At 69.3% G+C, this 21,413-nt stretch carries 13 protein-coding genes and 1 pseudogene; 10 read left to right on the plus strand and 4 right to left on the minus strand.

All coding sequences use genetic code 11. From position 1 onward, the window contains the following. Both G4D83_RS22620 and G4D83_RS22625 read right to left on the minus strand, forming a co-directional pair. Positions 1–2,426 (minus strand): non-ribosomal peptide synthetase (locus G4D83_RS22620; RefSeq protein WP_163866890.1); only part of this gene is annotated, 2,426 nt, incomplete at its 3' end. Positions 2,427–2,605: 179 nt separating this feature from the next. Continuing rightward, complete coding sequence (locus G4D83_RS22625; protein ID WP_420826653.1) at positions 2,606–5,344, minus strand: hypothetical protein; 2,739 nt, start codon at positions 5,342–5,344, stop codon at positions 2,606–2,608. A gap of 318 nt (positions 5,345–5,662) precedes the next feature. On the opposite strand from G4D83_RS22625, the gene G4D83_RS22630 reads away from it, so the two are divergent. The 3 genes from G4D83_RS22630 to G4D83_RS22640 all read left to right on the plus strand — a co-directional run bounded on the left by G4D83_RS22630 (position 5,663) and on the right by G4D83_RS22640 (position 9,370). Beyond that, positions 5,663–6,610 carry a pirin family protein gene (locus tag G4D83_RS22630; protein WP_240356504.1) on the plus strand — a complete coding sequence of 316 codons (948 nt, stop codon included), beginning with the start codon at positions 5,663–5,665 and terminating at the stop codon, positions 6,608–6,610. Between the two features lie 276 nt (positions 6,611–6,886). Continuing rightward, the gene (locus G4D83_RS22635; protein ID WP_163866892.1) at positions 6,887–8,638 is read left to right on the plus strand and encodes an alpha-keto acid decarboxylase family protein; all 1,752 of its coding nucleotides are present in this window, start codon (positions 6,887–6,889) and stop codon (positions 8,636–8,638) included. Between the two features lie 456 nt (positions 8,639–9,094). Continuing rightward, positions 9,095–9,370: a hypothetical protein gene (locus G4D83_RS22640; protein WP_163866893.1), complete on the plus strand. Its 276-nt coding sequence runs from the start codon at positions 9,095–9,097 to the stop codon at positions 9,368–9,370. Positions 9,371–9,457: 87 nt separating this feature from the next. Here the strand turns inward: G4D83_RS22640 and hutH are convergent, their stop codons facing one another. After that, positions 9,458–10,984, minus strand: coding sequence for a histidine ammonia-lyase (hutH, locus tag G4D83_RS22645; RefSeq protein ID WP_163866894.1), 1,527 nt, complete (start codon positions 10,982–10,984; stop codon positions 9,458–9,460). A 110-nt stretch (positions 10,985–11,094) separates the two neighbouring features. Here hutH and G4D83_RS22650 point away from each other — a divergent pair, with 110 nt between their 5' ends. The 5 genes and pseudogenes from G4D83_RS22650 (at position 11,095) to G4D83_RS22665 (ending at position 16,480) form a co-directional block, all read left to right on the plus strand. Then, positions 11,095–12,372: an aspartate kinase gene (locus G4D83_RS22650; RefSeq protein ID WP_163866895.1), complete on the plus strand. Its 1,278-nt coding sequence runs from the start codon at positions 11,095–11,097 to the stop codon at positions 12,370–12,372. Between the two features lie 4 nt (positions 12,373–12,376). Then, complete coding sequence (locus tag G4D83_RS46915) at positions 12,377–12,796, plus strand: ComEA family DNA-binding protein (protein ID WP_275902388.1); 420 nt, start codon at positions 12,377–12,379, stop codon at positions 12,794–12,796. Positions 12,797–12,805: 9 nt separating this feature from the next. Beyond that, a pseudogene (locus G4D83_RS47265) lies at positions 12,806–12,904 on the plus strand (zinc-ribbon domain-containing protein); the annotation flags it as partial. 210 nt (positions 12,905–13,114) lie between these two features. Beyond that, complete coding sequence (locus G4D83_RS22660; RefSeq protein WP_240356505.1) at positions 13,115–15,127, plus strand: hypothetical protein; 2,013 nt, start codon at positions 13,115–13,117, stop codon at positions 15,125–15,127. Between the two features lie 168 nt (positions 15,128–15,295). Further along, positions 15,296–16,480: a glycosyltransferase family 2 protein gene (locus tag G4D83_RS22665; RefSeq protein WP_163866897.1), complete on the plus strand. Its 1,185-nt coding sequence runs from the start codon at positions 15,296–15,298 to the stop codon at positions 16,478–16,480. Positions 16,481–16,555: 75 nt separating this feature from the next. Here G4D83_RS22665 and G4D83_RS22670 read toward each other — a convergent pair whose 3' ends face one another. Further along, entirely contained in the window at positions 16,556–17,431 is an 876-nt protein-coding gene (locus tag G4D83_RS22670; RefSeq protein WP_163866898.1) for a CHAP domain-containing protein, read from the minus strand. A gap of 136 nt (positions 17,432–17,567) precedes the next feature. Here G4D83_RS22670 and G4D83_RS22675 point away from each other — a divergent pair, with 136 nt between their 5' ends. Together G4D83_RS22675 and G4D83_RS22680 are read left to right on the plus strand one after the other, a co-directional pair. After that, entirely contained in the window at positions 17,568–19,262 is a 1,695-nt protein-coding gene (locus G4D83_RS22675) for a HEAT repeat domain-containing protein (protein WP_163866899.1), read from the plus strand. Positions 19,263–19,315: 53 nt separating this feature from the next. After that, positions 19,316–21,397 (plus strand): ATP-dependent helicase, encoded by a 2,082-nt coding sequence (locus G4D83_RS22680; protein WP_163866900.1) that lies wholly within the window; start codon positions 19,316–19,318, stop codon positions 21,395–21,397. Positions 21,398–21,413: the final 16 nt, after the last annotated feature.

A 21,413-nucleotide genomic window follows, 5' to 3' on the forward strand; every position in this document is an offset into this window, starting at 1 on the left:
ACGTGAGGGACGCCGTCGAGGAGGCGGGTCCAGAAGTCGAGTTGGGAGGAGAGGGTGTCGCCGGAGAGCCAGGTGCGCTGCCAGGAGGAGAAGTCGGCGTACTGGATGGAGAGCGGGGCCAGGGGAGAAGGAACACTCTGGAGCCGTGAGAGGTATTCGGCGGAGAGTTCCTGGTAGAGGACGCCGAAGGACCAGCCGTCGGAGACGATGTGGTGGAGGTTGAGCAAAAGCAGATGCTCATGCTCCGAGGTCGTCACCAACAGCGCGCGAAAGAGAGGGCCGCGAGCCAGGTCGAACGGCCGTTCCGCCGCCGCACGCAGCAGGGCCTGGGCCTGTTCGAGTGATGTCGCGGTCCTCAGCTCCAGCCTCACAGACACCGACTCAGCCACGTGTTGCACGGGAGCGCCGTCACCCGGGAACGTCGTGCGCAAGGACTCGTGACGGTCGACCAGGGCCTGGAGGCTCTGCTCAAGGGCCGCGATATCGAGTGTCCCTTCCAAGCGGAACGCCATGGGCAGCGAGTACACGGCCGTGTCAGGCATCCACCGGTCCAGGAACCACAGTCGCTGCTGCGCGAACGATGGACTCAGCCGAGCCTCGCCCCGCGCTGGCCGGATGACGTCTTCGGCGAACGCGCTATCGCTCTCCTGGAGACTGGCGCACAGCTCGCGAAGGACGGGCCTGTCGAAGAGGGCGCGCAGCGGAAGGTGGAGGCGGGTCACCTCGCGCATCCGGGTGATGACCTGCGTGGCGAGCAGTGAGTGGCCCCCCAGGTCGAAGAAGTTCGCGGTGGCGCTCACCGCTCCCACGCCCAGCACCTCCTCCCAGATGCGCGCGACCGCTGTCTCCAGGGCCGACTCCGGTGCGACGAAGTCCTCGGAGCGCGACTGGGGCGCGGGCAGCAACGCGCGGTCCACCTTGCCGTTGGGCGTGAGTGGCAGTGCGTCCATCACCACGATGGCGGCCGGCACCATGTGATGGGGGAGCAGGCGCTGCAGGTGTTCGCGCAGCTCGATGGAGGTCGCTCGCGCGACGACGTACGCGACCAACCTCCGGTCTCCCGGCGAGTCCTCGCGCACGAGCGCGAGGGTCTCCAACACCGAGGGATGCTGGCGCAGCGCGCTCTCCACTTCCCCCAACTCGATGCGGAAGCCTCGGAGCTTCACCTGATGGTCGCGACGGCCGATGAACGCGATGGCCCCATCGGCGCGCTCCCGCACCAGGTCTCCGGTGCGATACATGCGGCCACCGGGCGTCTCGCTCCACGGGTCCGGCAGGAAGCACTCACCCGTCAGGTCCGCGCGCTCCCAATAGCCCCACGCGAGGCCCTGGCCGCCCGTGTACAGCTCGCCCACCGCTCCCGTGGGAACAGGCCGCATCGCCTCGTCCAGCACATACATCCGCGTCCCGGAGATGGCGCGGCCGATGGCGACGGCCGTGGTGTCCTCCGCCTCCAGTGCTCCTCGCATGGGATGGAAGCTGGTGAAGGTCGTGTTCTCGGTGGGGCCGTAGAAGTTGACGAAGCGAACGTGCGGAAGCTGCTCCAGCGCCTTGCGCGCATGGGGCACGGAGAGGACCTCGCCTCCCGTGAGCAGCTCGCGCACGCGGCCCATTCCGGGCAGGCCCAACTCGACGAGCTGATGGAAGAGGCCCGTCGTCACCCACACCACCGTCACGCCCTGGGCTTCCAGGAAGGGCCCCAGCTCGTCGAGCCCCGCCGCGCCCTGGGTGAACACCGCGAGCCTCGCGCCGTTGAGAAGCGAGCCCCAGATTTCGAACGTCGACGCGTCGAAGGCCACGGGCGCGAGCTGGAGCAGTACGTCGTCGGGGCCCACGTCCACGTAGTTGGCGCCCAGCACCAGTCGCAGCACGCCCCGGTGGGGAACACAGACGCCCTTGGGCTTGCCCGTGGAGCCCGATGTGAAGACGACATAGGCCAGGTCGTCCGGGCAGACCGCTCGCGAGGGTGGATGCGAAGGAAGCGCGTCCAGCTCCGCTTCCATCACATCCAGGCTCAGCGTGGGCGCACCGTCCGTGGGCAGTCGGGAGCGCAGGCGTGTCTGGGTGACGATGACGTGGACGCCCGCGTCCTCCGCCATCAGTTGCAGTCGCTCGGACGGATAGTCTGGATCCAGCGGAACGTAGGCACCGCCCGCCTTGAGAATGGCCACAAGGGTGACGAGCAGGTCCGCGGAGCGAGGCAGACAGACACCCACCCGCGGATGCTCCCGGCCGACGCCCATGGCTCGCAAACGCCACGCGAGCTGATTCGCCCGCGCGTCGAGCCGCTCATACGTCAAGCACACGCCGTCGCTGCTGACCGCGACGGCGTGTGGACGCAGCGCCACCTGGGCTTCGAATGCATCCGCGATGCTGGAAGGAAAAGAAGCCGGAGAGGGAGCCGACAAGGAGGGGGTGTCGAGCATGTCAACGCGTCGCCCTCACAGGATGAGGAAGCGACACGGCTGCCGCGCGGGGGCACGGCAGCCGATGAGACGGGGCGGAACGCGTGAGGCATATCTAGGAGGCTTGCCTAGACATGGCAAGATTGGCTGGACCTCCCCGCCCTGATGAGGCGGATCCCCATGAGCTGTGTTTCAGTTGATTACGGGTGACTCGCCGGGTTCGCTGGATTCGTGCCTGCCGCCCGCTCGTCACCATCGAGGAAGCCGTCGAGGTCCCGGTCGATGCCGATGCGCGTCCCCGAGCCCTGGGGCACGCACGTGTACGTCAGCACGCCGTTGCTCGCGGTGACGGCCGCGCGGAGGTTCGCATCCGACACGCCTGGCACACCGTGTCGGTCGACGATGAACTGACCTCCTCCCACGTAGAGGAAGCCCGCATCGTGCGGGCCAACCCGGCCCTTGGCCACCAGCTCGCACTCACCCGCGTTCGCTCGCGCCACCAGCAGGTTGATGCGCGGTGCCACCACGCTGGCCCGAGCGGCCGTCAGCGTCACCTGCTGCCCGACGATGGGCGCCAGGTTGCTGTCGAAGACGAACATGAACTGCTCCATGTTCCGCTTCGCGGCGATTCCCTCGGGCGTGTCGGGGATGCCCACCGCGTTGAAGATGGGGTGGAAGTCGAAGCCGCTGTTGAAGGCGAAGAGGGTGGGCACGGTGCCGTCGCTGTTGAAGCCGAAGCCGCGCACCTGGTCCCCGAGGAAGGGGTCCACGGGCAGGTTGCCGGTGGCGAAGGGCGCGCCGAACATTCCGACCTTCTGGTACAGGTTGCGCATGTGCGGCACCTTGGGGAACTGCGGCACCACGTCGAACGAGGACCGTCCGTCCGTGCCGAAGAAGCCCTTGAAGACGCCTTCGCCAGGGTTCGCGTTGGGGTCGAGCGTGTGGCATGAGCCGCAGGGACCGTGGAAGAACGTCGTCGTGTTCAGGAAGAAGTCCCGGCCCGCCTGCTGCGAGGGCGTGAGGGAGTTGTCCAGCTTGCGGATGGGGTTGGGCGGATAGACGACCTGCAGCGCGAAGTCGGTGAACTTCTGGAGCTGCTGGGGCGTGAGCTGCGAGCTGCGTCCCAAGAGGTCCATGAAGGCCGGGTTGAACTGCTTGAAGGCCGCCGACTCGTTGAACGTGCCGCTGTTGGGCTGGGCGTTCGCCGCGCTGTCGCCGCCGTTGCGATCTCCTCGCCAGTGCATGGGGCCGTGGTTGGCCATGCCCCGGAGGCTCTGCGTCGCCATGGGGCCCTTCAGCGGGTGGAAGGCCGTGCTCTGACCGAACGTCGGATCACTCCCGAACTCGGGCATGATGGGGACCACGGGAATGGGGTTGCTCTTCACCGCGCCGTCCGGGTTGCCCAGGTCCCAGGCCAGGCTGTCGAAGTCGCCGAAGATGTGGCAGCTGGCGCAGGACGAGTCACCGTGGCTGGAGCTGTTGCGCGCGTCGTAGAGGAACGGACGGCCCTCCACCACGCTCGCGGGCTCCGGGTTGTACATGGGCTGGTGGGCAATCTCCTGGCGCGTCGTCGTGTTGATGACGGAGATGGCGTTGTCGAAGCGGGTGAGCACGTAGAGCCGCCGCCGTGCCTCGTCCAGCACCAGGCCCGTGGGCCCGCCGCCGGTGAGCTGAATCTGATTCGAAGCGCTCGGCACGAACGTATCCGCCTCCAGCGCGGCGGTGGAGTAGACGCCCAGCTTCGAGGAGCCGAAGGCCGCGACGAACAGCGTGGCGCCGTCGGACGTCACCGCCATGCCCAGCGGCTGCGCCAGGCTCTTCTCGCTCTCCGGATTGGGCGTGGGCGCGCAGCAGGTGCCGTAGTCGATGTGCTTGTTGAGGTGGCGCGGCGTGACGCTGGTGGGGCCGAGCACGGTGATGCGGCTCTCGTGGATGTGGCCGCGCAGCGTGGTGTTGGCGAACGAGCCGGGGCCCTCGAAGCGCAGGTCATTCCGGGCCTCGGTGTTGCTGACGTACACCTTCCCGTTGGCCGGGTTGACCACCATGTTGAACAGGATGGTGCCCACGCCCGCGTAGACGCTCCCGCCGCCGGTGAGCGGCGCGGGTGGGTTGGAGGTGGCGTCGATGGTGAAGACGTCCTTGTCCGGCAGCGAGAGGCGGACCTGCGACGTCCATGAGCGGTTCAGCACGTCCACCCAGTCCTGCCCGTTGTACTTGACGAGGACGGAGACCTCCGGGGCGGGGACTCCCGCGAAGTTGGTGTTGGGGCCCGGAACGCCGCCCGCGGCCTCGCCACCGTTGGGTACGGCCAACTCGTGCAGCACCGTGGTGCGATTGCCCGAGTGGAAGGCCGCCGCGTACACCCGCGAGCCGTCGGGCGTCGTCGCGAGGGCCCGGGGCGTGTCCGCGAACAGCGACAGGATGGTGAGCGGCGTGCCGCCCAGCGAGCTGCCCAATTGCTCCGAGTCGAAGACCCAGACGTCGGCCCGGCCCACGCCCGGCGTGGTGAGCTGGGGGTCGAACGGCGCGTTCTGTCCGCGATGCGCCGCGGTGATGAACGCGCGCCGACGGCCATGGCCCGCGAAGACCAGGTCCCTGGGCTCGTCACCCACGAGCAGCGTGCGAGTCACGATGCCGCCCTGGCCCTCCGCGTCCACGCGCACGATGCTGACGCTGTCGGACAGATGGTTGACGACCCAGACCTCGTCGTTCGTCCGCGCGGCGACCGCCACGGGCTCCAGGCCCACGGGCACCGAGCCCCGGTGGCTGAGCCCGCTGTTGCCGATGCGGAAGATCTCCAGCCGGTTGTCCGGCGTGTTGACTGCGAACAGCAACCTGCCATCGGGGGAGAGGGCCAGGGGGCGCACCTGTCCGCTCTCGAAGAGGGTGAAGGGCGCCGCGGACGCTTCGCGGCCCGCCAGGACTCCAGCCAGTAGCAAGGTCAGGACAACGCATCTCACCGCAGCAGCTCGAACAGCCGTGCACGAGGCTTTCACAACGTCCTCCAGGGGATTGGGACAGTTCCCTCCTCCCGTCGAGGGAGTGACGGAAAGAAGGGAATGCGGAATCATCCGTGGATACGGTGTTAGCCGTAAATGCTGGCATCTCCTTTTCTGGAAATGCCAGTCGTGATGAGGGGCTGAGCTTGACAACGCCTTTCTTCCGGCCTGAAGGGAAGCAGGGCGCATGGAGCTGGAGAGTCTGGGCCTGCCCATGGCATTTGCCGACGCGTCGTATTTTTACAGGAGTGTGTACGGATGGCCTGGAAGATGCCCGAGGAACCCTATGTAGACGCGGAGCCTGGCTCCGCGCTGGAGACCGTCATCGTTCCGCGCACGCGGGACCTGGGGGATGGCTTCGAGGTGCGCCGGGCGCTGCCGTCGTCGCGGCGGCGGATGGTGGGCCCGTTCATCTTCCTGGACCAGATGGGCCCTTCCGTGCTCCAGGCGGGCAAGGGGCTCGACGTGCGCCCCCATCCGCACATCGGTCTGGCGACGGTGACGTATCTGTTCGACGGAGAGGTCCTGCACCGGGACTCGCTGGGCGTGGTGCAGACCATTCGTCCTGGCGCGGTGAACTGGATGGTGGCGGGGCGCGGCATCGTCCATTCGGAGCGCACGCCGCCGGACGCGCGCGTGAAGGCGAACCGGTTGTTCGGCATCCAGTTCTGGGTGGCGCTGCCCGGCTCGCATGAAGAAGTCGCTCCGTCCTTCGAGCACACGCCCGCGGAGGCGCTGCCCGTCATCAAGGACCATGGCCTGGAGCTGCGGCTCATCGCCGGGGAGCTGTTCGGGGAGAAGTCTCCGGCGCGCACCCAGTCGCCGCTGTTCTACGCGGACGTGAAGCTCGCCGTGGGCGCCCGGCTGCCCGTGCCCACCGTGCACGAGGAGCGTGGCCTGTTCATCGCGGAGGGCCAGGTGGAGGTCGGCGGGGAGAGCTTCGGCCCAGGTCAGCTCCTGGTGCTGCGTCCGGGCGCGGAAGTCGTCGCCCGGGGCGGCGGGGCCGCGCAATCCCGCCTGTTGCTCTTTGGCGGCGAGCCCATGGATGCGCCTCGGCACATCTGGTGGAACTTCGTCTCCAGCTCGAAGGAGCGCATCGAGCAGGCCAAGGAAGACTGGAAGGCGGGGCGCATCGGCCAGGTTCCCGGTGAGACGGAGTTCATTCCGCTCCCCGAGCCCGAGCCGAACGTGCCCCGCTATCCCTGACACGCCCGCAGGTGAGGTGAGACAGCCCCGCAGAAGGCCCGTCTGCGGGGTGTGTCTGTGATTGCCCGAGGCGCCCAATCACTTGTACGAAGGTGCTATCGCTCGAGCACGTGTCGCTCGGATTGATGGGAAGCTGACGGGCGGGGGAGGGCAGGGGTTCCCCGGATTGAGTCGTCGGGATTTTTCATGCAATTCCTTTCGTATCAATCCAGGGCGTCTGGGGATGCCCGGCTGTATCCGCTGTGCGGGGAAGGAATTGCCGTGAGTCATGTTTTCATGAAGTCGAGTGGAGCGTCGGTCTCCGTCGGAGACTATCTGCTGTTCCGCCTGTGCGAGCTGGGCATCCGTCATGTCTTCGGGGTGCCGGGGGACTTCAACCTGGGTGTGCTGGAGCAGTTGCTCAAGCATCCGGAGCTGCGGTGGGTGGGGTGCTGCAACGAGCTCAATGCCGCCTACGCCGCGGATGGGTATGCCCGCATGAGAGGGGCTGCCGCGCTGCTCACCGCGTATGGCGTGGGGGAGCTGAGCACCGTCAATGGCATCGCGGGCGCATATGCGGAGCGCGTGCCGGTGGTGGCCATCACCGGGGCGCCGCCGCTGTCCCATCTCCAGAAGCGCTCGGCGCTCCACCACAGCCTGGGGGATGGGGACTTCGGCAACACGCTGGCGAGCATGGCGCCCTTCACCGTGGCGCATGCGGTGCTGACGCAGGCGAATGCGCCCCATGAGATAGATCGGGTGCTACGCACGTGCCTCCGGGAGCGGCGGCCCGTGTATCTCCAGCTCCCCACCGACGTGACGTTCCAGCACGTCCCCGCGCCCGAGGGACGGCTGGTGCGGGAGGAGCCTCGGAGTGATCCGGACAGTCTCCGGCTGCTCCTGGCGGAGCTGGTGCCCAGGTTGCGAGGTGCCCGTCGCTGCGCGCTGCTGGTGGACAGCGACATCCAGCGCTTTGGCCTCGCGCCGAAGGTGCTCGCGTTGGCGGAGGCCGCCAGTCTTCCCATCGCCCTGCTCAGCTCCGCGCGGGGCCTGGTGGACGAGGGACATCCGGCGTTCCTCGGCTTCTATGGCGGGCGTCTGGCTGACCCATACGTGCGGGACTGGGTGGACGGCGCCGACTGCGTGGTGGGGCTGGGCGCGCGCTTCACGGACCTGAACACGAACTCGTTTACGCTTCGCCTGGAGCCGTCGCGACTGGTGGACCTTCAGCTCTCCAGCGCCGCGCTCGGGCAGGGCACCCAGGGCGTGCCGCCCTCGCTGTATAGCGGCCTGGTGTTGAGCGAGGTGCTGGAGGCGCTGAAGGAGGCGCTGGGCGAACGGAGGGCCCAGGACTTTGTTCCGCGCTCGGCGCGGTTGCGAGCCATGGCGGCGGCCCGGGCGCCGGTGCCCATCACCAAGGCCGGGACGTCGCTCACGCACTCGCAGCTCTGGCCCGCGCTGGCGGGGTTGCTGGAGCCGGAGGATGTCCTGCTCGTCGAGGCGGGCAGCCCCATGGTGGGCTTCGCGTCCGCGCAGCTGCCCCGAGGCGTGAGCTGGGTGGCCCAGCCGCTGTGGTGCTCCATCGGCTACACACTTCCGGCGGTGCTGGGGACCAGTCTGGCGACGGTCCCGGAGCGGCGCCACCTGCTCTTCATCGGAGACGGTTCCTTCCTCATGACGGCGCAGGAGCTGTCCACGCTGCTTCACCTGAAGCTCAAGCCCCTCGTGTTCCTCATCAACAACGCGGGCTACACCATCGAACGACTCATCATGGGGCCGGAGTCCGTCTACAACGACATCCCCCGGTGGAACTACCCGGCCGTCTGCGATGCCCTGGGCGTGCCGGGGCAGTCGTTGACCTTGCTCATCGAGAAGCCGGAGCAGCTTGGGCCTGTGCTGGCCGAAGCGGTGCGGGCCCAGCGTGACGGACGATTGGTGTTCGTGGAGGTTCGACTGGCTCCACTGGATGCCCCCGCTGGGATGGCCCAGATGGGAGCCTCCGTCTTTTCTTTGTCATACCGGGAGGACAGCGGACTGCCTCGTTTCTGACGCCCTGCTTCATCCCCTCTCAGGAATGGTGGAATGGGTAAATCAATCTCAGTGTGCTAACCTGGGAAGGCCGTGCAACCCATAGGCAGTCCCTGGAGGCATGAATGCAGGCTGGAAATTTCGTCAGCGGTGCGTTGCTTGCAGTGGGGTTGATGTTGGTTGGTTGCGGTGGTCCCACGGTGGAAGACACTGGGGCACAGGACCTGACCTCGCGTGAGGCCCTGGTTCCCAACTGTTCAGACACCACCGAGGGGTTCATCTCCTACTCCAACGCTCAGTACACGCAGATCGTGGGATACAGCGGCTGCGGTTGCGGGCGTTGGACGAGATGGGGCCAGTCGACCCAGTACTCCATCGTTACGGATCTGTGTGTCCCGCCGCAGACTCCCGAGGCCTGAATGGGCAGACGTCGTCTGGAAGAGTCGTACAACCCATAGGCAGTCCCTGGAGGCATGAATGCAGGCTGGAAGATTCATCAGCGGTGCGTTGCTCGCGGTGGGGTTGATGCTGGCTGGCTGCGGTGGCCCCGTGGTGGAGGACACCGAGGCACAAGATCTCACCTCGCGAGAGGACTCCATCCCCAACTGCGATGGGGTGTACTACGAGCACACGTATTACAGCGACGCGACGTACACCACGATCGTGGGCACGCGGGACTGTGACTGTCTCAACTGGGCGACCTGGGGTCGGACTACGGCGTTCCGCCAGTCCTACTTCGGGACCTGTCGGTAGCACGCGCTCCGCATCACGTTGAATGAAGACGGCCCGCCCCGGAGTACTCCCGGGAGCGGGCCGTCGCACTTCAGTCAGGCATTGTGCTCAGGCGGTGGCGGAGCGCACGGCCGCGAGCAGCTCGCCAGAGTCGACCAACTGGCTGACCGCCTCGATGTCCTTATGCAGCTCCCGGTCCCTGTCCATGTGCGGCACCTTCGTGCGGATGAGCTCGTAGGCCGCCAGCGCGCCCTTGCCGGGCTTCCCAGGCAGGCGGAAGTCCAGGGCCTGCGCGGCGACCAGCAACTCGATGGCCAGACACGAGCGGGTGAAGTCACTCACCTGCCGGCCCTTGAGCGCCGCCGTCATGCCCATGGACACGTGGTCCTCGCGGCCCGCCGAGGACGGAATCGAGTCCACCGACGCGGGGTGGCTGAGCACGCGCGACTCGGCCACCAGCGCCGCGCTCGTCACCTGGGCAATCATGAAGCCCGAGTTGAGCCCGGAGTTCTTCGCCAGGAACGCGGGCAGACCCGACAAGGACGGGTTCACCAACTGCTCCACGCGCCGCTCGCTGATGGAGGACAGCTGCGTGAGCGCCATCGCCACCACGTCCATCGCCAGGGAGATGGGCTGGCCGTGGAAGTTGCCGCCGGAGACGATGCGCTCCGTCTCGGTGAAGACGAGCGGGTTGTCCGTGGCGCTGTTGACCTCCACCTCGAGGATGCGCCGGGCGAAGGACAGGCCCTCGCGCGCCGAGCCGTGCACCTGGGGCATGCAGCGCAGCGAGTAGGGGTCCTGCACCTTGCTGCAGTTGACGTGCGTCTCCACCAGCTCGCTGTTGACCAGGATGCGCCGCAGGTGCGCCGCACAGGCCTTCTGGCCCGGATGGGCCCGCACGTCGTGAATCTCCGGGATGAACGGCTTGTGGCTGCCGAGCAGCCCTTCCAGCGTCATCGCGCCCGCGACGTCGGCCAGCTCCGCGAGGGACTCGGCGCGAAGCTGCAGGAGGGTGCCCACCGCGCACATGGCCTGGGTGCCGTTCACCAGCGCCAGGCCCTCCTTGGCCTCGAGGACGACGGGCTGGAGTCCGGCCATCTCCAGCGCCTTGCGCGCGGGCAGCCGCTGCCCCTGGTGGAAGGCCTCACCCTCGCCGATGAAGACGAGCGCCAGGTGCGCCAGCGGGGCCAGGTCACCGGAGGCGCCCACGCTGCCGCGCTCGGGGACGACGGGGATGACGCCCCGGTTGAGCATCTCCAGCGCCAGCGTCAGTGTCTCCGAGCGGATGCCGGAGTATCCCTTCGCCAGCACGTTGCAGCGCAGCAGCAGCAGCGCGCGGGCCTCGGGGAGGGGCAGGGGCGTGCCGACGCCACAGGCGTGGGAGAGGATGAGGTTGCGCTGGAGGTCGCGCAGGTCCTTCTTGTCGATGCGGACCTCGGCGAGGGTGCCGAAGCCGGTGTTGATGCCGTAGGAGGGCGTGTCTCCGGCGGCGACCCGGTCCACGAGCGCGCGGGCGGCTCGGACTCGGGTGGCGGCCTCGGGGGCCAGCTCCACGGTGACCTCGTTCCGAGCGACCTGGAGAATCTGCTCCAGCGTCAGGGTGTCTCCGTCGATGAGGATGCGGGGGCGCGACATTGGGGCTCCAACAAGGGGTGGCGGATTCAGGAGTCTTCCGCAGCGGGGCTTTACACCCGGGAGCCGTGCTCGTATAGCTCCGCCGACTGAAGAGGGAGGTCACGGACTCCGTGGCGCTGATCGTCCAGAAGTATGGCGGTACCTCCGTGGGTGACACCGAGCGGATGAAGAACGTCGCTCGCCGCTGTCTGGCCGCGCAGGGTGCGGGGCATGACGTGGTGGTGGTCGTCTCCGCGATGTCGGGAGAGACCAACCGGTTGCTCAAGCTCGTGGCGCAGATCACCGACCGGCCAGACGAGCGGGAGCAGGACGTGGTGGTGGCCACCGGCGAGCAGGTCACCATCGGCCTCGTCGCCATGGCCATCCATGCGCAGGGCGGTAAAGCGACGAGCTTCCTGGGGCATCAGGTGCGCATCGTCACCGACAGCACCTTCTCCAAGGCGCGAATCAAGAGCATCGACGCGCAGCCCATCCGCGCGGCCCTGTCCAAGGGCCACATCGTGGTGGTGGCGGGCTTCCAGGGCGTGGACGATGCGGGCAGCGTCACGACGCTGGGACGCGGCGGCTCGGACACCACGGCGGTGGCGGTGGCGGCGGCGCTCCAGGCGGATGCCTGTGAAATCTATACGGACGTCGACGGCGTCTACACCACGGACCCGAACATGGTCCCCGCCGCGCGCAAGCTGGACCGCATCTCCTACGAGGAGATGCTGGAGCTGGCGAGCGTGGGCGCGAAGGTGTTGCAGATCCGCTCGGTCGAATTCGCCATGAAGTACAAGGTGCCGCTCTGGGTGAAGTCGTCCTTCTCCCAGGACCCGGGCACACTCGTGTGTGAGGAGGACAAGTCCATGGAGGACGTGCTGGTCCGCGGCGTGGCGTATGACCGGAACGAGGCGAAGATCACCGTGTGTGGCGTGCCGGACGTGCCGGGTGTCGCCGCGAAGATCTTCGGGCCGCTCGACGAGAAGAACATCGTGGTGGACCTCATCGTCCAGAACCCGTCGCGGGATGGGCGCACGGACCTGACCTTCACGGTGGGCAAGTCGGACTTCCTCAAGGCGCAGGAGGTCGTGCGCGAGGCGGTGAAGGAGATTCACGCCGCCGGCATCGAGACGGACGAGAACATCGCCAAGGTGTCCATCGTCGGCGTGGGCATGCGCAACCACTCGGGCGTGGCGGCGCGGATGTTCACGGCGTTGTCGTCCGAGGGCATCAACATCCAGATCATCTCCACCTCGGAGATCAAGGTGTCCTGCGTGGTCCACGCCAAGTACACGGAGCTGGCGGTGCGGGCGCTGCACACGGCGTTCGGGCTGGATCAGCCGCTGCCCCCCGAGGGCGTGGCGACCGTGTCCGAGACGGCCGCGCTCAAGGGCGAGAAGGTCTGAGCGGGTGGCTGCGGGGCGCACCGCGGCGCTCGCCGTCGTCGCCCTGTGTGTCATCGGGTTGGGGGCGATGGCTCGCTGGCGTTGGCCGGATTCCGAGCCAGCGCTGGATTGTCCTCCGGAGGCCGTGCGGCTCCGCTCCGACGGTGTGGCCACGTGTGGTGAGGGCGAGGTGCCCACGGGGGCCACGGCGTTGGCGCTGGGGCGGCGGCTGGACTTGAACGCCGCGACGGAGGAGGAGCTGGCGCTGTTGCCGGGAGTGGGCAAGTCCCTGGCACGGGGGCTGGTGGAGGCCCGCGAGGCGGCGGGCGGCTTCGCGAACTGGGACGCCGTGGACGAGGTGCCTGGGGTGGGTGCTGCCCGGTTGAAGACCCTCCAGGCGGCCACGGTGTTGGGGCCGGCTCCGGATGCCGGGCCCGTGTGGTAAGCACGCGGCGTGCAGATCGCCTGCCCTCAGTGCTCGATGCAGTATGTCCTCGACCCCCGCCTGCTGCCGCCAGGAGGGGCTTCGGTCCAGTGCACGCGCTGTGGCCATGTGTTCATGGCGTCGCCGCAGGCGGAGGCTCCGCGTCCTTCACTCGCGGAACCCGGTGGGCCACGCACGCCGAGCGGCTCGTGGCCCTCCGCCCCGACACCCGCGGCCTCGAGCATGCTGCGCACGCAGATCTTCGGTGCCGGTGCGTCCAGTGGAGCGGTGCCGCCCGTTGAGGGCGGGGCTCGCACGGGCGAGGGTCCGCGGGGCGGGGTGCCGAATACGACGCAGACGTTCGGCGCGGTGCCGCCGGTGCGCCAGGGTTCGAGTACGTACACCGCTGTTCCCGATACGACGCAGACGTTCGGAGCGGTGCCTCCGGTGGGCCAGGGGGCGAGCGCTCAGGGCGCGGTGCCGAATACGACGCAGACGTTTGGCGCGGTACCTCCGGTCGCCTCGGATTCAGGGCCGCACGGCGCGGTGCCGAATACAACGCAGACGTTTGGCGCGGTGCCTCCGGTCGCCTCGGGTTCAGGGCGGCACGGTGTGGTGCCGAATACGACGCAGACGTTCGGCGCGGTGCCGCCGGTCGCCTCGGGTTCAGGGCCGCAGGGCGCGGTGCCGAACACGACGCAGACGTTCGGCGCGGTGCCTCCGGTGCGCTCCAGTGCGGGCTCGCAGGGCGCGGTGCCGAACACGACGCAGACATTTGGCGCGGTGCCTCCGGTGCGGTCCGGTTCGGGCTCGCAAGGCGCGGTGCCGAACACGACGCAGACCTTCGGCGCGGTGCCTCGCGTGCGGACGGATTCCGGCCCACAAGGCGCGGTGCCGAACACAACGCAGACGTTCGGCGCGGTGCCTCCCGTGCGGTCCGATTCGGGCTCACAGGGCGTGGTGCCGAACACGACGCAGTCCTTCCAGGTCTTCGGAAACACGAGCCAGGGCAGCTCCGTGCCGCCCACGATTGCTCCGGTGACGGGGAGCCTGAAGCAGCCTGTCGGTGCCACCGAAGGCCTCGCGCCCCTGGGCCGGACGCTGACCTTCGGCGCGGTGGCCGAGCAGTCCGCCCCCACGGGTGACGCGTCCGCGTTCCCCGGCGAGACCCAGACCCGTGTCTACGGAGCGGGCTCGGCGGGCGGCACCCAGAGCTTCGGGGCCGTCGACTCCGACGCGTCACCGGTGGCTCGCAAGACGTCGCTGTATGGGGCTCCCCAGGATTCCGACGGAGGCGTGCGGTTGCCCCCAGAGGAGCTTCCCGGAATCGGTGCCTTCGGAGCGCAAGGGCCCTCGGGTTCCTCCGCCTCGCCGTCGCCGCGACGGCCCAGCGTCTCCCTTCCTCCCGAGCTGCTCGCGGCGGGCCGAGACCGCCCCGAGTCTCCCGGGTTGGAGCCCTCGAGCAGCGCCTCCCGTCTGTGGATCGGCCTGCTGGTGGGGGCGGGAGTGCTCCTGGCGGGCGTGCTCGCCTATCCGGCATGGAGGGACCGCGACGCGAACATGCCCGCGGCGGCGGTGGCCGACAAGGACCGCGCGGTGGCGTCGCTCCGCAAGGATGATGCGGTCTCAAGGGACCAGGCCATCGCGAGCCTCAGGGCCCTGACGGCGACGCATCCCAAGTACACCGAGGCGCAGGCCGAGCTCGTCGGCGCGCTGTCCCTGCGCCTGGGTGAACTCCAGGCGGAGGCGGATCGCCTGCGCATGCGGAACGAACACGTCCAGCGGGAGATCTCCGCCTACCAGAAGAACCAGCTGCCGGTGGACTGGCCCAGTCGGGTCAACGTGCTCCAGGAGGAGAGCGACGGCCTCGCTCGTGTCAGCGCCCCGCTGAGGACGGAGGTCGACAAGCTCCGCAAGGAGCTGGACGTCCTCGCCGCCGCGCTGAAAGCCGCGCCGGAGGTGGAGCCCGCTCCAGCCCTGGCCGCCCGGGTGAAGGCCCTGGCCCTGCACGCGGGCGTGACGGCGGCGCCGGACGCCCTGGCCCTGGCGGAGCGCCTGCGCAACGTGGAGAGCGCTCCGAAAATCTGGAGCACGGTGGCACGGGCCGAGTACGTGCTCAGCTCCGGTTCTCCTCCGGACTCCGTGGCGCAGTCCGCGAACGAGCTGGAGAGGCTGCGCCAGGCGGACGGCACGCTCCTGCGCGCCCACGTCCTCGGGGCTCGCCTGGCCCTGCGCATGAAGGACCCGAAGATGGCGCGTTCACTGCTGGACGAAGTGCGGGCCCTCAACCCGAACCATGAGCTGGCGCGCAAGCTGCTCGAGCAGCTCGACAAGGGCGGCTTCCAGCCCTGAAACGACGTCCGTCGTGTCCACCGTGAGGCTGGAGAAAGTCCAGTCCCACCGTGGCGTTGATCCTCATCCCGCCGGGTTTCCACGGGCGGAACGCGCGGCGGTGCGCGGGGCATGCCTCTTGCTGTCACCCGGGCGGAGTCGGGGACTGGGTCTTGGGAGGCATGGTCGATGGCGGAGGTCTTCTTCTGGTGTTCCGCGCTGCTGCTGGCGCACACGTACTTTCTCTACCCATTGAGCCTGTTCGTGCTGGATGGCGCCGCGCAGGTGGCGCGCAACGTCCGGTCGATGCGGGGAGGGGAGCCTCGTCGGAGCCTTGCGGCCGCTCGAGGGCCGGCTCCCTCGGTGAGCCTCGTCGTGGCCGCGTACAACGAGGTGACCTGCATCGAGCAGAAGCTGGAGAACAGCCTCGCGCTCGACTATCCGGCGGACCGCTTCGAGGTGGTGATTGGCTCGGACGGCTCCACGGATGGAACCAACGAGCGGGTGCTCCAGTGCCATGATGAGCGGGTGCGGTTGTCGCCGGCGCCGCGCGCGGGCAAGACGACGGTGCTCAACCGCTGCATCCCGACGGCGAAGGGCGACATCGTGGTCCTCTCGGACGCGAACACGATGATTGAGCCGGAGGCCATCCAGAAGCTGGTGCGCCACTTCGAGGATCCAGAGGTCGGCGCCGTCTGCGGCAAGCTGCGGCTCTACAATCCGACGAAGCAGGACTACGAGGAGAGCGCGTACTGGAGCTACGAGTCCCTCATCAAGATGTACGAGGGGCGCCGGGGCGCGGTGGTGGGGGCCAACGGTGGCCTGTACGCCATCCGTCGCACGCTGTTCACGGAGCTGCCCGCGTCCACCATCGTCGACGACTTCGTCATCCCGCTGCGCATCCTGGAGAAGGGCTACAAGGTCTCGTACGAGGAAGAGGCCGTCGCCCACGAGGAGACGACGGAGGACTACGGCAAGGAGTTCGGCCGCCGCGCGCGAATCGCCGCGGGCAACTTCCAGAGCCTCCGCATGGTGCCGGGCCTGCTGCTGCCCACCGCGGGCTTCCCCGCGTTCGCGTTCTGGTCCCACAAGCTCTTGCGCTGGTGCGCGCCCGCGCTGATGGGACTGGCTTTGATTGCCAACCTGTTCCTGCTCGACAGCGTGTTCTACCGCTTCACCCTCCTGGGGCAGGGGCTGTTCTACGCCCTGGCGTACCTGGGGAAGGTGGGGGTGCTGAAGCGTGGCGCGGTGAAGCGGGTCGCCTCCGTGGCCTACTACTTCACCACCATGAACCTGGCCATCGTCGTGGGCTTCTGGCGCTTCCTGCGCAACTCGCAGCGCGCCGCGTGGGACCGCACCGCTCGCGCGTCCTGAGTCACGCGCACGTCGTGCGTCCCGGCGCTCGGTCCCTCTGGGGGCCGGGCGCTTCTTCTTTCCACCGCCTGCCGTCTACCGAAGAGAAGCGACGGGGACGGGCGCGGCCTTCTTCGCCGCCGGGCTTGGGGGCAGCACGCTGCCGAACGAGGCGAAGAGCTGACCGGTGAGGACCGGGTCCTTGTTCGGGCCGGCGTGGCGAAGCAAGTCATTGAGCACCTCCCCCGTCTTCGGATCTCTCGGCAGGTGGGGGCGGGCCAGGTTCATCCGGTAGCGCACGACGCCCCGGCGCACGCGGTGGATGACGGTGACGGTGCCCTGGGCGTCCACCGAGTCGACGATGCCCACGTGCGTGAGGCCGTCGTTGCGGCGGCCGTCGCGGTTCTGGTCATACGTCTCGTTGAAGAAGACCAGGTCTCCAGGCACCGGGCGCCCCTCCGTGTACACGCGGCCATTCGCGCGGGCGTAGCGGTAGAGGGCGGTGACGCCGTTGTCGCCGGGCTTGAGCGTCCCCCGGAAGGACAGCCCCGCCTGGGCATGGACGCCCTCGATGAGTCCCGTGCAGTCCGCCGGGTACTTGCGCCCGTCGAGCGTCACCTGCGGCTTGCCCACCAGCGAGCGGGCCGCGGCGAGCACCTTCGCGCGCGCATCCGCGGAGACGGGCCTGGCGTGGGTGCTCGCCTGCGTGGTGGCGGGCTTGCCCGGCTTGTCCTTCGACGGACGCGCGGCGGTGGCGCGCGGGGGCGTGCGCTTCGCGGGGGTGGCCTTGCGCTCGGCTGTCTGGGCCTTGGGCGCCACGGGGCTGGAGAGCGACTCCCGGGGAAACGCGGGCGGGGACGCGGAGCGGTAGCGCACGGCGTAGGAGTCCAGCCACGGCTCCAGCCGGTTCGACGGGGTGGCGCAGCCCGTCGCCGCCATCGCGAGCATTCCCATCAGCGTGAGCCACCGCATGCGCGACCTCCCTGTAGCGTCCTGAGGCACCCATGCTCGCCCCGGTGGTTTGTGTCGTCAAAAAACCTACCCAGGCAGCCGTCCGTGGCGGCTCGGGTTTCCGGGGGGGCCGGGGTGCGGTATTGCTGCGAGGAGAATGGTCGCCCTTCGCCGAGCCCTCGCCGTCCTCCTGCTGGCCGCTGCTGGCTGTCTGCCGTCGCCGTATGACCGCGCCGCAAGGACTGACACCGTGGAGGGCTACCGCGCCTTCCTGCGTGACAACCCGACCCACCCGGACGCGGACGCCGCCGAGTCACGGCTGGAGGAGCTGGAGTTCGAGGACGCGAAGAAGCTGCACACGGTGCTCGCCTACAAGCGCTTCCTGGAGGTGTATCCGGACGCGCCGCATACGCGCACCGCGAAGACGCTGCTGGAGGGCCTGCGCTTCAACGCCGCGAAGGAGGCCGCCACGGTGGCCGCGTGGCGCCAGTTCCTCCAGGAGCACCCGGATGGCCTGCAGCGCGACGAGGCGCGGCGGCTGATGGCGGAGGTGGAGACGCAGGAGCTGGCGACGACGCAGGACCCTCGGCGCCTGGCCGAGTACCTGCGCGAGAAGCCGGATGATCCGCGCCGCCTGGAAGTGGAGTCGCGGCTGGACGGACAGGCCTTCGAGCAGGCCAAGGCCGGCGGCGCGGCGAAGCTGTTCGCGTACCTCAAGGACTTCGCGGCCGGCGCGCACCGCGAGGAGGCGCGCACCCTCCTGCTGGAGCTGGAGGTCGAAGGGCTGCTCGTCTCGGGGCTCGTGGACGAGGCGGAGGCGCGGGTGAAGGCGCATCCCCTGGGGCCCAAGCTCACCGGCTTCCCGGCGCGGCTGGCTCGCGCCCGGACGGAGCGGGCGGCGCTGGCCCAGCCGGAGCCGCTGGTGCAGGCGTCGTACGTGGGGCACTACCTGCGGGATTTGGAGGACCTGAAGCGCGCGATGGTGGCGCCGGATGCGTTGGACCGGTGGCAGGCCGCGGAGGAGATGGGCCAGCACGTGTCGGTGCGCGCGTTGGACCCGTTGCTGGACGCGCTGCGCTCCGCGCGCAATCCGCTCATCCGCCAGAACGCGCTGGAGTCGCTGCGCACGGTGCTCTCCTCTCTGCCGCGTCCGGTGGCCGAGTACGAGGTGGCCTCGCGCCTGGATGCCCTGCGTGAGCGGGCCAGCAGCGCGGAGATGTACCTCACGGTGGCGGTGCTGCTGGACCTCTCCGGTCAGCTCGGTCAGGCGTCCACCGAGTACCAGCGCGCCTTCGACTCCGGCGTGCCGGACCCCGTCGTCCTGAGGCGCTGGGCGGACATCCGCGAGGCGCGCAAGCAGCCCTTCTCCGCGGCGGTGGCCGCGCGGCAGCTCGCGGTATGGGCGCTGGGCGTGGCGCGCGAGGAGACGGTGACGGCCGAGGGCCGCGTGCCCCTGGCGTCCGCGCGGCAGCTCTGCGCGGCGGCCGTCAACGCGCGCTTCGCCGCCGGAGTCATCGCCCGGGCCCGCGCGGCGTCCAGCGAGTTCCCCGAGGACCTGGCCGAGTTCGAGCGCCGGGCCGAGGAGGCGCGGAGGCTGACCGAGGCGCGGCTGGCGGACGCGGAGCTGATGCTGCGCGAGCAGAGCCCGGGCATCCGCACCTGCTCGGACCGGGGCGTCGCCGAGCGGCTGGAGGGTGGGGTGAAGGATCGCACCGCCGCGCTGGCGTCGGTGGGCACGAAGCTGCCGCAGCTGGGGCGGCTGCTCCTGGAGCTGGCGCGGGAGAGAGACCCCTCGCCCCAGGTCCGCGAGGCCGCCTCCGCGCGGCTGACGGCGCTCAAGCCCGTGCCCTGAAGCGACTGATCCGTTCGTCCCTGGAGGGCGGGGCGGTTAGAGTTCGCCGCCCCATGGCCTCCCTCCCCATCCCTCGGACAGTCGCTCCGACGAGCGCCTCGTCGCGCATCGACTACGCCGGCCTGCTCAACGAGGAGCAGCTCCGGGCGGTGGAGGCGGAGGCCGGGCCCGTGCTGGTCATCGCCGGGGCGGGCTCCGGCAAGACGCGCACGCTCACCTTCCGGGTGGCCCGCCTGCTGGAGCGGGGCGTCGCGCCGGAAAACCTCCTGCTGCTGACCTTCACCAACAAGGCCGCGCGGGAGATGACCCGGCGCGTGGCGGACCTGGCGGGCTCCTTCGCGGACGTGCGGCGCATCCTCGGTGGGACCTTCCACCACGCGGCGCACCTGCTCCTGCGCCAGCATGCGGGAGTGCTGGGCTACTCGGACCGCTTCACGGTGTTGGACCGGGAGGACGCCCGGGACTTGATGGTCACCTGCCTGGCCGAGCGCAAGCTCAAGAGCGACAAGCGCTTCCCCCGGCCGGAGCTGGTGTTGGAGCTGGTGTCGCTGGCCACCAACCTCCAGCAGGCCGTCTCCGAGGTGCTCTTCGACCGGAGGCCCCAGTTCCTGCCCCTGGCCCCGGAGATTCTCGCGACGGCGGCGCGCTACCGGCAGCGCAAGGCGCAGCTGCACCTGATGGACTTCGATGACCTGCTGCTCAACCTGAAGCGGCTGCTCACCGAGCACTCCGCGGTGCGTGAGCAGCTCACCGAACGCTTCCACACCGTCCTCGTGGACGAGTACCAGGACACCAACAAGCTCCAGGGAGAGATTGTCGATCTGCTCGCCGGAGAGCGCCGTGACTTGACGGTGGTGGGGGACGACTGCCAGTCCATCTACAGCTTCCGGGGCGCGGACTTCTCCAACATCATCGGCTTCCCCGAACGCCATCCCGGCTGCGCTGTCTTCACGCTCACGCGCAACTACCGCTCCACCCCGGAGGTCCTCCAGCTCGCCAACGCGGCCATCGCCCGGAACGAGCGGCAGTTCCCCAAGGCGCTCGTCGCGGAGCGTCCCCCCGGTGCGCGCCCCGTCGTCGTCCCCGCGCTCGACGCCGCCGACCAGGCCCACTGGGTGGCGAGCCGCATCCAGGAACTGCGCGACGGAGGCCTGCCGCTGGAGTCGATGGCCGTCCTCTATCGCGCGCACAACCACTCGCTGGAGCTGCAACTGGAGCTGACGCGCCGGGGCCTGCCGTTCCGCGTGCGCTCCGGGGTGCGCTTCTTCGAGCAGCCCCATGTCAAGGATGTGCTGGCGCACCTGCGACTGGTGAACAACCCCGGCGACGAGCTCGCCTTCAAGCGGGTGGTGCGCGCGGTGCCCGGGGTGGGGCCGATGACGGCGGAGCACCTGTGGACGTCCCTGCGGGCGCTGCCGGAGGGGTTGTCCCTGGCGGAGGGCCTGGAGCGCGACGAGGTCCGCACCCACCTGTCGCGCAAGTCGAAGCCGGGCTTCGAGCGCTTCGCGAAGTTGATGGGTCTGCTCGGACGTCCCGAGGCCGCCGCCGACCCGGGTCGCCTCATCGAGGACGTGTTGGAGGGCGGGTACGCGGAGGTGCTCGCGGCGGAGTCCTCCCCCGAGGAGGGCCGGGAGGATGACCTGCGCCAGCTCGCCGAGTACGCGCGCCGGTTCGAGGACCTGCCCCGCTTCCTGTCGGAGCTGGCCCTGGTCGCGGAGTTCGCCGCGAAGGAGGCCCTGGGGGCCGAGGCCGCCGGGGACGTCCTGACACTCACCACCGTCCATCAGGCCAAGGGGCTGGAGTGGCGCGCTGTCTTCGTCCTCTGGCTGGTGGACGGGCGCTTCCCCATGTCCCAGGCCGCTCGCTCGGTGGAGGAGGAAGAGGAGGAGCGGCGCCTCTTCTATGTCGCCACCACCCGGGCGCGGGACTCCCTGGCGCTGGTGTACCCCCTGTCCGTGCTGCCCCGGGAGGGAGACCGCATCCTCTTGAGGCCGTCCCGGTTCCTGGAAGAGCTGCCAGCCGGGGAGGGGGCTCCCTATGATCGGCTGGTCCTGGCGTCCGCCGAGGGGGTCCTGGGCGGACTCCCCCTGGGGTCGCCTGGCCCGGGGCCGACGGGGTCCGAATCAGGGGACTGAGTCGGACGCCCAGAAA

Source organism: Myxococcus eversor (genome assembly GCF_010894455.1).
Lineage (GTDB): Bacteria > Myxococcota > Myxococcia > Myxococcales > Myxococcaceae > Myxococcus > Myxococcus eversor.